Here is a 13280-nt window from a genome sequence, read left to right as displayed (position 1 = left end):
AGCTCTGGCTTACAGACAGTCGAACTGGGACTGGCGGTCGAAGGCAACCGATACCATGTCGTAACCGGAATCCGACAGTGAACGAATCAGGTCGCGGTCTTTAAGCAGGGCCATGCAGACTTTGTGCACGCTGGCCTGAAGCTGTTCGTTGGCCGGTTCCTGTCCGGAAAAGCGGAAGTCCACCACCAGGTATTTGCGATCCACCGCCGCAAGTTCCGGGATGTCTTCCCGCTCGATGCTTTCAAAGCCGATGTAGGTGGCTTCGTTGTCCGCGAATACGCCGCTCATCAGAACATCCAGGTTTTCTGCCTGAGCTGCGGGTGCCGCCAGTGCGATGACTGCGGCGGAAGCAAGGGATGTCAACAGGGCACGCATGGTTATTCTCCTTGGGTCGCGCCTTAAATCTGTGTAACACAATGTAACAGATTATTAAGTTAGATTGTTGCAGAGGATTTGGCAATTTTCCTCCGGTACCCACCGGATTTTTCAATTGTTTGCAATCTGCAGGCATTTGCCGGGGCTCACCGGGCTGGCCTGTTCCGGCGATGGTTTTCAGCTATCATTGGCGCATTGGTCTGCGAAAAATAACGAGGCAAAACTATGTTCCAGCTTGTGTTCAAAGGGGAGTGCGTGCCGGGCACCGACCCTGCTGCGGTTCGTAATAACGCAAAGGCCCTGTTCAAGGCCAGTGTCGAGCAGCTCGACCGCATGTTCAGCGGTCAGCCGGTGGTTATCCGCAACAAGCTTGAGCAGGTACAGGCCGAAAAATACCAGGCGGTTCTGAAAAAGCATGGCATGGTGGCCTATGTGCAACCGATGGCCGGTGCAGTGCCATCCAGGCCGCAGCCCCGGCAGGAACCGGCACCGTCGGCACCGGAACGCCCCGCCAGCCCGGCACCGGCACCTACCGGTGCTGCGCAGGACGCTCCCGCCCGAACCGGTAAAGCGCCCGAACCGGAGCCCGGTGACCGACTGCCCGTTGCGGGTGAAAAAGTGGATGACATCCTGGCCGGTTCCGGCCTGAGCCTGGACCCGCCCGGAGTCACGCTGGTGGAACACCAGGAAGCCGAAGCCCCCATGTTTGAGCATCTGGAAGGCTGGACCCTTGCGCCACCCGGCACCGACCTTGGCGAAGACCGGGTGGTTCCGCCGCCGGTTGTGCCGGATATCTCCCACCTTTCCCTTGCCGACGATGACAAGAGAAAGCACTGATCGCCCGATCTTGAGCCCCCCGAAGCTGTTCGCCATTGCGTTGACGTTGCTGGCCATGCTGGCAGCGCCAGCCTGGGGCCAGTCGCGCCCCGAGGTTCGCCCCAAGGTAGGCCTTGTGCTCAGTGGCGGCGGCGCCAAGGGCATGGCCCATGTGGGGGTGTTGCGTGCGCTGGAAGAAATGAAGGTGCCGGTGGACCTGGTGGTGGGCACCAGCGCCGGCTCTGCGGTGGCGGCCCTGTATGCCTCCGGTATGCCGGTGGAGGAAATAGAACGCCGGTTTATCGAGCTGGACTGGCTGTCCAGTTTCCGGGACGACCCCGGCCGGGCCTTCAAGCCGGTCCGGCGCAAGCAGGATGACTGGCGTTTGCCGCTGGCCCCCGGCCTGGGGGTGAGCATGGACGGTATCCGGCTGGGTGGCGGCCTGGTGACCGGCCAGAACCTGGGTTTTATCCTGAACGAACTGACCCGCAATGCCGCCTTGGTTGAGGATTTCGATGAGCTTCCGATCCCGTTCCGGGCGGTGGCCACCGACCTGGAAACCGGGGTGGAAGTGGTGATCGGCAGTGGCGACCTGGCGGAAGCCATCCGGGCCAGTATGAGCATCCCCGGAGTCTACGCGCCGGTAGAACGGAGCGGCCGGCTGCTGGTAGACGGCGGCGTAGCCAACAATCTGCCGGTCAGCGTGGCCCGGGACATGGGCGCCGATATCATCATTGCGGTGGATATCACCGACCCGCTGCTGACCAACGAGGAAATGCAGGAAGCCTTTTCGGTGGTTGGCCAGCTGACCACCATGATGACCCGCCGTAATACCGACGATCAGCTGGCCCGGCTGACCGACAGCGACATACTCATCCGGCCGGACCTGGAAGGGCACTCCTCTGCCGACTTTTTTGACGGCCCGGTACTGTTCGAGCTGGGCGCGACCGCTGCCCGCGAACATGCGGTGGCGCTGAACCGGCTGGCGGTTTCCGGCCCGGCCTGGCAGGCCTGGCGGGATTCGGTCGGAGGCGGCATGTGGCAGCCGGGGCCGATCGCCCGGATCGAGTTCACACAGGGTGACCGCCTGGCCAGTGAATTCCTGCGCGAGCGGATTCGCCAGCAAGCCGGTGAGCCACTGGATGTCGAACAGCTGGAAGATGACCTGAAACGCATCTACGGCCTCGGTTATTACGAGACAGTGTCCTGGTCGATGCGCCCGTCTGAAGAGGGATCGGTGCTGATGGTGCGGGCCCGGGAGAAAAGCTGGGGGCCGAACTACCTGTCGTTTGGCCTGAACTACGAAGACAACTTTGACGGCGACACCCGTTTTAACCTGGCCGCGGGCCTGCGTATGACCGAACTGAACCAGCTGGGGGCCGAGTGGCAGACCGCCCTGCAGCTGGGGACCCAGCCCTGGGTGCGCACCCAGTGGTACCAGCCGCTGGATTACGGCTATGACCGGTTCGCGGTGCTGGGCGTGGAATACCGCCAGGATGATTACAGCGTGTACCAGGATGGCGAGCGGATTGCCGAGATTGATGTAGGCTTCCGCCAGATAGACCTGGCAGTAGGTATGGAGCTGGGCCGCAACGGTGAGGTGCGCCTGGGCTACGTGCGCGGGCTGGCGTCAGTGGACGATGAGTTGGGTGCGTCGGTGGCACCTTCCAGCTATGTTCATCAGGGCTACGCCAGTGTGCAGTTGGTTCACGACTCCCTGAGCGATACCTTTTACCCGAAATCCGGTGCCTTTGCTGGTATCCGGGGCCGTTTTGAGCGAGACGGGCTGGGTTCTGACCGGGAGTTCGATTCGGTGACCGGCATGCTCCTGGGCACCGGCACCTGGGGCCGGTTCAACCTCACCGGCCTGGCGTACACCCGGCAGGTGGTCAGTGGTGAGCCGGGTATCGAGAATGCGGCCCGCCTGGGAGGCTTCCGGCAGCTGTCGGCCTATGCACCGGGTGAAATCACCGGTAACGACGCAGCGTTACTGTCGGCCTATGCCCGGCGGGAATTCGGCGGGCCGGTGATGCCCTGGTTCGCCGGCGTGGGCTTTGAAACCGGTAACGCCTGGGACACCATGGACGATGTCCGCTGGTCTGGCCTGGTACGATCCTGGAGCCTGTTTGCCGGGGTCAATACCTTCCTGGGCCCGGTGCAGCTGGCTGGTGCCTATAACAATGAAGACGACTGGACCGCCTACCTGAACATCGGCTTCTCGTTCACCCAGCTGTTCTACTGATCCAGCGCCGCCAGTACCTGGTCGCTTTGCTGTTGTGCGTAGCTGTGCAGCAGCGAAGCCAGGGCCTCTTCGTCCCGGTCACGAATGGCCTGGATCGACTCTTCCATATGCTTCAGGTTGTCTTCCAGAACCTGCTTCCCGCCCTGGCGGAAGGCTACAAACGCGCAGCGCTTGGCCGATGGCCACAGGTCTTCAATGGCAGAGACAATAAAGTAGTTGTCTGCGTAGGCCAGCGAGGCCTTGGTGTACTCGATGCCCAGCTCCAGGAACGCCATCAGGTCGTTGTTCTGGTAGCAAGCCTGCATCTGGCTGTGCAGTGATTCCAGCCGGGCCATGTCTTCGGGTTGCCATTGCCGCACCAGTTTGCGGCCGGTGTGGGTCAGGTACAGCTCCAGGGTTTCGTACAGGCTTCTGACGAAGTGCTCGTCCAGCGGGGTTACGAAGGCGCCTTTGCGGGGCACGTTCCTGACCAGGTGGCGTTTTTCCAGCAGCAGCAGGCCTTCGCGGATGGAGCCGTGGCTTACGTCCATTTCCTTGGCCATGGCGCTTTCGTAGATGCGCTCGCCGGAACGGAGCTGGCCAAAGGCAATCAGGTTCTCGATGTGGCGGGCGACCTGCTCGGTCAGGGTCTCACGGGGTTTGAATGCGGTCATGGAGTATCGGTTGTTGTCTTGCCGGTTTTCGGGCGGTCATATTGGCACAAGCCTGCACTGAGAACCAGTTCAAAGAAGCGGTGCCAGCAACCGTACGGCACGACAGCCCAGGCGGAACGGAAGTGAGCGGTCCTGGTAGTCGCTTTCGGTCATCAGCCGGCACTGTTTCAGGTCGTCTTCCAGCATCTGCTCTACCTGCCCGATGAACTCCGGGTGGGTGTTAATGGCCATGATCTCGAAGTTCAGGCGCATGGAGCGGTTATCCATGTTGGCAGTGCCCAGGGCCGCATAGCGGTCGTCCACCAGTACCACCTTCTGGTGCATGAAGCCCGGCTGGTAACGATAGATGCCGATGCCGGCCTGGCTGGCCTGCACCAGGTAGGAATAGGCCGCTACCCGGATCAGCGGGCTGTCGGATTTCTCCGGAATCAGGATGCGTACATCCACGCCACGCAGTGCCGCCAGCTGCAGCGCGTTCATGATCTGGAAATCCGGCACGAAGTAGGGCGAGGCGATCCACAGGCGGGTTCGGGCGTTGTTGATGCAGTTCAGGAAAAACAGGGTGCAGGTTTCCCAGGTGTCGGCCGGGCCGGAGGGCAGTACCAGCACTTCCTGCTGCCCCGGAGGTGGCTCTGCCGGCGCCCATTCCAGCTCGGGACGGTCGTTGCTGGCCCAGTTCCAGTCTTCCAGCCAGGCCAGTTGCAGGCCGATGACCGCCGGCCCGTCGATACGGCAGTGGGTATCCCGCCAGGGCTCCTGGTCCATGGCAGTTCCCAGGTATTCGTCGCCCAGGTTGATGCCACCGACAAAGCCGGTGTGGCCGTCACACACCAGCAGCTTGCGATGGTTGCGGAAGTTGATCTGGAAGCGCCGGCGGCGGATGTTGCCGTCGCCAAAGGAGGCAACCCGTGCCCCGGCGGCGCTCAGTTCGTTGAGCCAGCGGCGGGACAGGGAGACACTGCCGATGTCGTCGTACAGAAACCACACCGACACACCTTCCGCCAGTTTGCGCTCCAGGATTTCCTTGATCCGGTGGCCCACCTTATCGGAGCGCACGATGTAAAACTCCAGCAGGATATAGTGGGTGGCCTGTTCCATGGCTTCGAACAGGGCCTCGAAGGTGGCCTCGCCATCCCGCAGCAGCGTGCAGCGGTTACCGCTGGTAAACGGCTGCCGGCTGAGTTTGCACAGCACCTGCAGTTCATCGCTGAAGTGCCGGTCGCCGGGCTTGGCGATCGACGTACTCTGGTTCTCAAAGGTGTCAAGCAGGTCAGACAAATCCTTGTTGCCCATGCGCCGGGCCTTTACGTAGCCGCCAAAGCGGATGCGTCCGAACAGCAGGAACGCCGGCACGGCAAGGTAGGGCAGGCCCAGCAAGGCAATAATCCAGGCAATGGCACCCTGGGAGGTGCGGTAGGTCAGGAGAATGCGATAGATGCAGGCGATGGCTGACAGGTACAGCAAGGCCAGGGGGATGGCGAGCCAGGACAGCGTATCACCGGTCATGCGCTTGCCTCCTGGTGCCTGGCCCGGTATTGCGCGGGGGCCATGCCGGTCCAGCGCTTGAAGGCGCGGCTGAAGGCGCTGAGTTCGGAGAACCCGAGCAGGAAAGCAATTTCGCCCAGGGCATATTGATCGTCGGCAACATAGCGCAGCGCCTTGTCTTTGCGGACCTGTTCCACCAGGTCGTGGAAGCTCAGGCCTTCTTTTTTCAGCCTGCGGTACAGGGTTTGCCGGCTCATGTGGCATTGCCTGGCCAGGGTGTCGGCGTCAATACGGTCGGTCGCCATTTGCCGGGAGATCAGCCGGCGTACTTTGCGGCTGAATGACCGGCGGGTTTGCAGCCGGGCCAGTACGGCGTTTACCTGTTTCAGTACCGCCGAATACACATAGGGGTTGCGGTGCGGAATGCGGTGCCCCAGGTGCTTGCTGGCAAAGGCCATGCGGGTAATGCCACAGCCGAACAGGACCTGGCCGCCGAACAGCTTCTGGTATTCCGCGGCGTAATCCGGTTCCGGATGGGCAATTTCCACCCAGTCTGCCTCGATGCCCCGATGAATAAAGTGCCGGGTGCGGCACAGGGCGGCGGCCAGGGTGCGGTCCATGTCCTGCCGGCAGTAGTGGGCCGGGTTATCCGGTTGCCAGGTCAGAATGGCCTGCTCCGGCGTCTGCTCGAAGCTGAGCGTCACCGATTCGTTGATCAGTCGGTGCAGCCTTACGTACTGGATAACGGCTTCTCCCAGGGTGTCGCAATTGAAGAACACATGGCCTACCAGCCCCATGCGTTCCGGGTCGATCACTTGTCCCGCGTGCAGGCCCACGCCCGGGTCTGCGGTCAGCTGCTCGGCCAGTTTCCATAGCTGGTAGTGAATGCTGGCGGGAATGCGCAGGTCCGGGTCATCCAGTTCTTCCAGGCGCACCCCTGCGATGTCTTCCACCCGGGCACGGTCCAGCAGGCCCTGCTTTTCGAGGTAATGCACCAGCGCAAGGGTGCTGGAGGCCGCCACATGGGGCGTTGTTGCTGGGTCCGCTTGGGGATGCATGGTGTTCGCTGGCTCCGCGGTTCGGTTCAGGCTGATACAAAATGTCAAACGATTGGCACAGCTGGTCAACGGGTATCAACACCTTAAACGATAGCATGTGTGGCATCAGGTTGAAGTAGCCATAACGCCAATTGGAGGTGTTGTATGACACAGGAAATCTTTGTTCCCCGTACCCAGAGCGAGCGCGAAAACATCGTGGCGCTGGCTGAGTATCTGGACAGCATCTTCTATTGCTGATTTCTCAGTCGTAATGTATGTGACCATTTAGCCGGGCCTTTGTCCGGTTTTTTTCTGCCTGAATTTTCCCTTGCCCCGTGCACTGGCGGTGGTAGTGTATCCGGTTCATTCAGATAACCGGAGGTTGCCTGCGTATGGGCGTTGAACTGAATCACCGTATTTCCGGCCAGGGAGAGCCGCTGATCCTGTTGCACGGATTGTTCGGATCCCTCGAGAACCTGGGCGGCATTGCCCGCCGGCTGGAAGATAACTGGCAGATTCACGCGCTGGACGAGCGCAACCACGGCAGTTCTCCCCACAGCGATGAAATGAACTATTCGGCCATGGCCGCCGATATCATCGCCTACATGGATGCCCAGGGGCTGGACCAGGCCACTATTCTGGGCCACTCCATGGGTGGAAAGGTGGCCATGCAGGTGGCCCTGAGTTATCCGCAGCGGGTGAAAGCCATCATCGTGGCGGACATTGCCCCGGTGACCTACCACCCCCGCCATGACGACATCCTCGAAGGTATGAAAAGCCTCGACCTGAACGGGGTCAAATCCCGCAAACAGGCAGACGAGCGGCTGGCAGAATTCGTGGAAATCCCCGGTGTGCGCCAGTTCCTGCTCAAGAACCTGGAGCGTATTCCGGCCGAAGAACAGACCGACAGCGATATCATCTTCCGCTGGCGCCTGAACCTGCCGGTAATTGATGCCCATTACCAGAACCTGGCGGACGCACCGGAGGGTGATGGCCCGTTTGAAGGGCCGGTGCTCTTTATCAAGGGCGCAGACTCGGCCTACATCCAGGAAAAACACCAGGACACCATCCGCCGCTTGTTTCCGAACGCCGAACTGAAAATTATCGAAGGCACCGGCCATTGGCTGCACGCCGAAAAAGCCGATACCTTCGCCACCCTGTGCCGGCGGTTTCTGGAGCAGTAAGGTGTGACGCGGCCATTGCCGGCAACCGGTGGATGTCTGCTAAGGTGAGTGGTCCAAAACGAAGAATCATAAAACGGATCGGGCGTGCATGATGAAATGGTTACTGGCCGCAATATTGGTGCTCTTTGTGCTGGTGGGCAGCTTTCTGCTGACACCATCCCCTGTCGACAGCAAGGCCTGGGAGCCGCCCGAGCCTCCGGCCCTGACCGGAATCCTGGCGCCCAATAACCAGCTGCGACAGGCCGATCTGCTGGCCCGGGGCCAGGTGTACGGCCCGGAAGACACCACGGTGGATGCCAACGGCGTGCTCTATACCGGCACCCAGGACGGCAAAATCGTTCGGGTATTTCCTGACGGCCGTGTGGAAACCTGGCTGCAGACCGAAGGCCGGCCACTGGGCATGGTGTTTGATCGCCAGGGTAACCTGATTGTGGCGGATGCCTGGAAGGGCTTGCTGTCGATAGCGCCGGACGGTGAGATTACCGTGCTCACCCGGGAGGCGGAAGGCACACCGTTCCGGTTCACCGACGATGTGATTGTCGCCACGGATGGTCGTATCTACTTTACCGATGCCAGCTCCCGCTTCCGCCAGCCGGATTACATCCTGGACCTGCTGGAAATGCGCCCCCACGGTCGCTTGCTGCGCTACAACCCGAAAACCCGCAGAACCGAAGTACTGCTGCGTAACCTGTATTTTGCCAATGGCGTGGCGGTGTCTCCGGATGGTGACTACCTGCTGGTAAACGAAACCTGGAAATACCGCATCCTGAAATACTGGATCAACGGCCCGAAAGCCGGCCGTACCGAAGTGTTTGCAGACAACCTGCCCGGTTTCCCGGACAACCTGGCCGTGGATGAACGGGGCCGTTACTGGGTTGCCTTCCCGACCCTGCGTAACCCCCAGGTGGACGCCATGCACCGCCGGCCCTGGATGAAGAACCTGGTTGCTCGCCTGCCTGCCGGCTTCCAGCCCGAGCCGGAGGAATACGGCCTGGTAGTGGCCTTTGATGACCGCGGCCGTATGCTCACCAGCCTGCACGACACCACCGGCAGCCATTTGCAGGAAATCACCTCGGTGAACCCGCACAACGGCTTTCTATACTTTGGTTCACTTCACAATGACCGCATCGGCCGGCTACCTTTGCAGGCTATTTCCGGTCTGGGGGAGCAGCCTTGAGCGATGAAACAGCCATGAGCGATGAAACAGCCTTGAGCGATGAAACAGCCATGAGTGAGTCACAAGCACACAACTGGGATCTGCCGGATCCGTTCATCCTGCCCATCACCGTGCGGGAAGAAGACACCGACCGCCTCGGCCACGCCAATAACGTGGTCTACGTGCGCTGGATGGAAGACGTCAGCTGGGCCCACATCGAAAGCCTGGGGATGACCTGGGCCCTGCACGAAGAAACCGGCAAGGCCATGGCCATCACCCACACCGAGGTGGATTACCTGTTGTCTGCCAATGCCGGCGACGAGCTGGTGCTGGGTACCTGGCTGACGGACTGGGACGGCCGGTTCCGCTCGGCCCGTCAGTTCCAGCTGATTCGCGTGGCCGATGGCAAAACCCTGCTGCGGGGGCTTTCAACCCATGCCTGCGTGGATATGAAGAGCCAGCGGCCGTCCCGGGCACCGAAAGCCTTTGCCGAAATCCTCTCCGGTGCCCTGGTGCCGGGTGGTCGTGGTTTGCCCCTATAAAGCCTGCCGGGTGAAATTCTGCTAGTCTGAAGCTGAAACTGCGCGCCTGTTCAGGCGCTTGACTCATTGTTGTCTGGAGACACCCATGGAATCCTCTGAAGCAACTGACGCTGTGCCGATGCGCCACGTGGTCTATGACCGGTTTGGGGGCAGTGATGTTCTGCAGGTAACGGAGTCTCCGGTACCTGTGCCCGCCGGAGGCGAAGTGTTGATTCGAGTCCACGGCGCCGGCCTGAACCCCATCGACTGGAAAACCCGCAAAGGCCTGGGTTTTGTCGCCACGCAGATCGAAGGCCGCATGCCGTGGACCCCGGGCTACGATGCCGCCGGCGAAGTCGTGGCCGTGGCCGATGACGTGACCACCCTGGCTCCGGGGGACCGGGTGATGGGCATGATCGGCTTTGCCGAGTCTGGCGGGGCCTATGCCCAGTACGCGGTGGCCCGGGCTGATGAACTGGCCATCGTGCCGGAAGAGTTGGACCTGGTTACCGCAGGAGGCGTACCGCTGGCAGCACTGACCGCCTGGCAGGCATTGTTTGAAGTGGCCGGGTTGGAGTCCGGGCAGAAGATCCTGATCCACGCCGGGGCTGGAGGCGTTGGCCACTTTGCTGTTCAGTTCGCCCTGGAACGCGGTGCCCATGTGATTGCCACGGCGTCTGCGAGTAACCGGGATTTCCTGGCCGAGCTGGGCGTGCATGAAGTGATTGATTACCACACCACCGACATTGCGGACGAGTGCTATGGACTGGACGTGGTGCTGGATTTGATCGGTGGTGAAACCGGCAAGCGGTCATTGCAGACCCTGTCGGAATCCGGTGTGCTGGTGACCATTCCCACGGTGACCGCCGATGAGGTGGTCAGTGCCGCGGAAGCCATGGGCGTGAGGGCCCACGGCATGAAAACCCGGCCGGACGTTTTCCACCTGGAAGAAATTGCCGAGCTGATCGAAGACGGCGATGTGCGGGTGCATGTTGACCGGGTATTCCCGCTTGAGCAGGCTCGTGACGCCCACGACCTGCTGGAAGCAGGCCACGTGCGGGGCAAGCTGGTGCTCGACTGCCGCTGATCTGCCCCCGCTGGATTCAGCAGGCCGTCAGGCCTGCTGCTCTTCGTTGCTGGCGGGTTTCTGGTCGTCGGTATCGGATGCTCGCTCTTTCCGTTCTTTCTGGGGCTGTGGTGGCACCAGGCTGATCAGAACCCAGTCGTCTTCCGGCTCCAGGTCATCCATCGCTTTTACCGGATGGATGTGTTCCCGCCCGTCCATCACAAACAGCACCAGGGCTTCGTTCTGGTACTGGTTCAGGAACTGCTCGTAACTGAACTCCTCGCTCAGCTGGGTGGTCTTCACCGTATAGCCCTGGCTCACCAGACTGGCCAGCTTGGCATAGCTCACACCGTCAAACAGACCCCGGGTCTGCTGCACCTTGCCGGCGGTTTGCAGGCGGGCGCGCTGGTCCTGGTCGCCTTCCGTCAACCCGAATACCGAGTGCTCGCCGAACCAGTCCAGGAAGTGATATGTGGCCAGGCTGTTCATCTGTTTGTACGGCGACAGGATCAGCAGGTTGCCGATGCCGGTCAGGTCCATATGTTTCGCAGCATGTTCCGAAGCCGGGTTGCCGAAATACACCGGCAGGTTCTCCATGCGGGCCTGGCGCACGTTTTCCCAGTTGGTATCGGTCAGCATGGCCGGAATTTCGTGTTTTTTCAGGGCCTGGGCAATCAGGCGGGCTACCGGGTTGGCACCCAGAATCAGGAAGCCATGGGCCGGCGGTTCCTGTACGCCCAGCAGCTTGGCGACCGGCCGTGCCGTCAGGCTCTGGATCACCACCGTGGTAATGATCAGCATGAACACCAACGGCACCAGCACGCCGGCGCTCTCATAGCCGATCCGTTCCAGCTGGAAAGCGAACAGGGCGGAGACAGCAGCTGCCACGATACCCCGGGGCGCAATCCAGCTCAGGTAAAGTTTGTCTCGCCATGTGAGGGACGTACCGATGGCCGACAGAAAGATACTGGCAGGCCGGGCCACCAGCATCAGGCAGGCCAGCACTGCCACCAGGCCCCAGCCCAGGTCGGCAATGGCGGTAAATTCTACCCGGGCGGCAAGGATGATAAACAGGGCCGAGATCAGCAGTACGCTGAGGGATTCCTTGAACTCCAGGATGCTGTCGATCGGCACCTGTTTCATGTTGGCCATCCAGATGCCCATTACCGTCACGGTCAACAGGCCGGACTCATGGGCCATCTCGTTGGAAATGGCAAACACACCGAGCATGAAGGTCAGCGTGCCGGCATTGTGCAGGTACTGGGGAATCCAGTGCTTGCGAAGCACCAGGCCATTCAGGTAACCGGCTGCCGCGCCGATCAGGAAACCCACCAGCAGGGTTTTGCCGAAAATATACAGGGAGTGGCTGAAGACATTGCCCTGGCCCCAGGACACAATTCCTTCGAACACCAGCACCGCCAGCAGGGCGCCGACCGGGTCAATGATAATGCCTTCCCAGGTCAGGATATTGGCCAGCTTGGAGGTGGGCCGCACCGCCCGTAGCAGCGGTGCAATCACCGTTGGCCCGGTTACCACGGAAATGGCGCCAAACAACAGGGACACTTCCCAGGACACCTCCAGGATCCAGCGGGCGGCCAGGGTGCCGATAATGCAGGTAACAATGGTGCCGACCGGGATCAGGTTGCGCACCATCTTGCCGTGGCCTTTGATTTCCTCGTACCGGAGCGTCAGGCTGCCTTCGAACAGAATGATGGCCACCGCCAGCGAAATCATCGGAAACAGGATGTCGCCAAAGATATCTTCCGGATGCAGAAAGCCCGTTACCGGGCCGGCGATGATGCCGCCAGCGAGCAGAAACAGGATGGCCGGCATACGAACCCGCCAGGCAGCCCATTGGCAAATCAGGGAGGTAACGCCGATACCTGCGAGGATCAGGGTGGTGCTAATGGCCATAAGCGGGTTCCGGTTGGTTAATTAAAGGTTGGCTTTGCGTGCAATTCTGTTCAGCAGCCGGGACGCGGCAAAGAATCCGAAGCTGGCGGTTACCGGGCTGGCGGCGCCAAAACCCGAGGCACAATCCAGCCTTACCGGGCCGTCTGTGGCCGGCTTCTGCAGGCACACTTCGCCATCGGCCGCCGGATAAGTCAGCTGCTCCAGAGAGTATACGGCCTCAATGCCAAAACGCCGCTTGGGATTTCGCGAAAAGCCGTATTCCCGACGCAGCATATTACGAACCTTGGCCAGCAATGGATCCTGGGTGGTCTTGCTCAGGTCGGCCACCTGGATCTGGGTCGGGTCCATCTGCCCCCCGGCACCGCCGGCACAGACAATCGGAATCTTGCGCCTCTGGCAGTGGGCAATCAGCGCCGCCTTGGCCTTCACGCTGTCGATAGCATCCACCACCCCGGTCATATCTTCAGTAATCAGCTCCGCCACGTTTTTAGTGGTCAGGAACCCGAAGTGCACCCGGATATCCGCCTGGGGATTGATGGCCCGCAGCCGCTCAGCCATGGCATCGGTCTTGGTGCGGCCATACTGGCCCTGCAATGCGTGCAACTGGCGGTTGGTGTTGGACACGCAGATGTCGTCCATATCAATCAGCGTGATGGCGCCAATGCCACTGCGCGCCAGGGATTCTGCCGCCCAGGAACCAACGCCGCCGAGGCCGACAATGGCGATGTGGGCATTGCGGAACGCGTTCAGGGCTTTGCGGCCGTAAAGGCGTTCTATGCCGCCGAAGCGGAAAGCGTAGTCGTCGGTCTGTGCAGGGTTTGATGCCATTGA

Annotated in this window: 12 protein-coding genes; 6 read left to right on the top strand and 6 right to left on the bottom strand. The window is 61.1% G+C overall.

Annotation, left to right across the window (positions count from 1 at the left end; genetic code table 11):
* Window positions 1–9: 9 nt before the first annotated feature.
* Entirely contained in the window at window positions 10–375 is a 366-nt protein-coding gene (locus tag H3Z84_RS06025) for a hypothetical protein (RefSeq protein ID WP_199456847.1), read from the bottom strand.
* 225 nt (window positions 376–600) lie between these two features.
* Between H3Z84_RS06025 and H3Z84_RS06020 the strand changes: the two genes are divergently transcribed.
* Both H3Z84_RS06020 and H3Z84_RS06015 read left to right on the top strand, forming a co-directional pair.
* Complete coding sequence (locus H3Z84_RS06020) at window positions 601–1212, top strand: hypothetical protein (RefSeq protein ID WP_199456846.1); 612 nt, start codon at window positions 601–603, stop codon at window positions 1210–1212.
* Complete coding sequence (locus tag H3Z84_RS06015) at window positions 1193–3433, top strand: patatin-like phospholipase family protein (RefSeq protein WP_199456845.1); 2241 nt, start codon at window positions 1193–1195, stop codon at window positions 3431–3433. Before H3Z84_RS06020 ends, H3Z84_RS06015 begins: the two co-directional genes overlap by 20 nt.
* Here the strand turns inward: H3Z84_RS06015 and H3Z84_RS06010 are convergent.
* The 3 genes from H3Z84_RS06010 to H3Z84_RS06000 form a co-directional block, all read right to left on the bottom strand.
* Window positions 3427–4086, bottom strand: a complete 660-nt coding sequence (locus H3Z84_RS06010; RefSeq protein WP_058339947.1) for a GntR family transcriptional regulator — start codon at window positions 4084–4086, stop codon at window positions 3427–3429. The two genes, H3Z84_RS06015 and H3Z84_RS06010, sit on opposite strands and share 7 nt — an antisense overlap.
* Before the next feature lie 69 nt (window positions 4087–4155).
* Entirely contained in the window at window positions 4156–5592 is a 1437-nt protein-coding gene (gene cls / locus H3Z84_RS06005; protein ID WP_199456844.1) for a cardiolipin synthase, read from the bottom strand.
* Window positions 5589–6629, bottom strand: coding sequence for an AraC family transcriptional regulator (locus H3Z84_RS06000; RefSeq protein ID WP_199456843.1), 1041 nt, complete (start codon window positions 6627–6629; stop codon window positions 5589–5591). The genes cls and H3Z84_RS06000 overlap by 4 nt, the downstream gene beginning before the upstream one ends.
* 371 nt (window positions 6630–7000) lie before the next feature.
* Here H3Z84_RS06000 and H3Z84_RS05995 point away from each other — a divergent pair, with 371 nt between their 5' ends.
* From H3Z84_RS05995 to H3Z84_RS05980, 4 genes are all read left to right on the top strand, one after another.
* The gene (locus H3Z84_RS05995; protein WP_199456842.1) at window positions 7001–7792 is read left to right on the top strand and encodes an alpha/beta fold hydrolase; all 792 of its coding nucleotides are present in this window, start codon (window positions 7001–7003) and stop codon (window positions 7790–7792) included.
* Window positions 7793–7883: 91 nt separating this feature from the next.
* Window positions 7884–8969, top strand: a complete 1086-nt coding sequence (locus tag H3Z84_RS05990) for an SMP-30/gluconolactonase/LRE family protein (protein ID WP_199456879.1) — start codon at window positions 7884–7886, stop codon at window positions 8967–8969.
* Window positions 8970–9019: 50 nt separating this feature from the next.
* Window positions 9020–9490, top strand: coding sequence for an acyl-CoA thioesterase (locus H3Z84_RS05985; RefSeq protein WP_199456878.1), 471 nt, complete (start codon window positions 9020–9022; stop codon window positions 9488–9490).
* An 85-nt stretch (window positions 9491–9575) separates the two neighbouring features.
* Window positions 9576–10556, top strand: a complete 981-nt coding sequence (locus tag H3Z84_RS05980) for an NADP-dependent oxidoreductase (protein ID WP_022987571.1) — start codon at window positions 9576–9578, stop codon at window positions 10554–10556.
* Window positions 10557–10583: 27 nt separating this feature from the next.
* Here the strand turns inward: H3Z84_RS05980 and H3Z84_RS05975 are convergent, their stop codons facing one another.
* Window positions 10584–12449: a cation:proton antiporter gene (locus tag H3Z84_RS05975; RefSeq protein WP_199456841.1), complete on the bottom strand. Its 1866-nt coding sequence runs from the start codon at window positions 12447–12449 to the stop codon at window positions 10584–10586.
* Window positions 12450–12470: 21 nt separating this feature from the next.
* Window positions 12471–13277, bottom strand: a complete 807-nt coding sequence (tcdA, locus tag H3Z84_RS05970) for a tRNA cyclic N6-threonylcarbamoyladenosine(37) synthase TcdA (protein ID WP_199456840.1) — start codon at window positions 13275–13277, stop codon at window positions 12471–12473.
* Window positions 13278–13280: the final 3 nt, after the last annotated feature.

The organism is Marinobacter sp. bablab_jr003, assembly GCF_016464245.1.
In the GTDB taxonomy this organism is placed as follows: domain Bacteria; phylum Pseudomonadota; class Gammaproteobacteria; order Pseudomonadales; family Oleiphilaceae; genus Marinobacter; species Marinobacter vinifirmus.
The sequence above is the reverse complement of the archived record's forward strand: the minus strand, read 5'-3'. Positions and strand labels throughout refer to the sequence as shown.

Excerpts from the sequence above, each read along its gene's own strand:
- H3Z84_RS06000 (WP_199456843.1), bottom strand. The coding sequence starts at position 6,629 with ATGCATCCCCAAGCGGACCCAGCAACAACGCCCCATGTGGCGGCCTCC.
- H3Z84_RS06010 (WP_058339947.1), bottom strand. The coding sequence starts at position 4,086 with ATGACCGCATTCAAACCCCGTGAGACCCTGACCGAGCAGGTCGCCCGC.
- H3Z84_RS05980 (WP_022987571.1), top strand. The coding sequence starts at position 9,576 with ATGGAATCCTCTGAAGCAACTGACGCTGTGCCGATGCGCCACGTGGTC.
- H3Z84_RS06015 (WP_199456845.1), top strand. The coding sequence starts at position 1,193 with ATGACAAGAGAAAGCACTGATCGCCCGATCTTGAGCCCCCCGAAGCTG.
- cls (WP_199456844.1), bottom strand. The coding sequence starts at position 5,592 with ATGACCGGTGATACGCTGTCCTGGCTCGCCATCCCCCTGGCCTTGCTG.
- H3Z84_RS06025 (WP_199456847.1), bottom strand. The coding sequence starts at position 375 with ATGCGTGCCCTGTTGACATCCCTTGCTTCCGCCGCAGTCATCGCACTG.
- H3Z84_RS06020 (WP_199456846.1), top strand. The coding sequence starts at position 601 with ATGTTCCAGCTTGTGTTCAAAGGGGAGTGCGTGCCGGGCACCGACCCT.
- H3Z84_RS05985 (WP_199456878.1), top strand. The coding sequence starts at position 9,020 with ATGAGTGAGTCACAAGCACACAACTGGGATCTGCCGGATCCGTTCATC.
- H3Z84_RS05975 (WP_199456841.1), bottom strand. The coding sequence starts at position 12,449 with ATGGCCATTAGCACCACCCTGATCCTCGCAGGTATCGGCGTTACCTCC.
- H3Z84_RS05995 (WP_199456842.1), top strand. The coding sequence starts at position 7,001 with ATGGGCGTTGAACTGAATCACCGTATTTCCGGCCAGGGAGAGCCGCTG.
- H3Z84_RS05990 (WP_199456879.1), top strand. The coding sequence starts at position 7,884 with ATGAAATGGTTACTGGCCGCAATATTGGTGCTCTTTGTGCTGGTGGGC.
- tcdA (WP_199456840.1), bottom strand. The coding sequence starts at position 13,277 with ATGGCATCAAACCCTGCACAGACCGACGACTACGCTTTCCGCTTCGGC.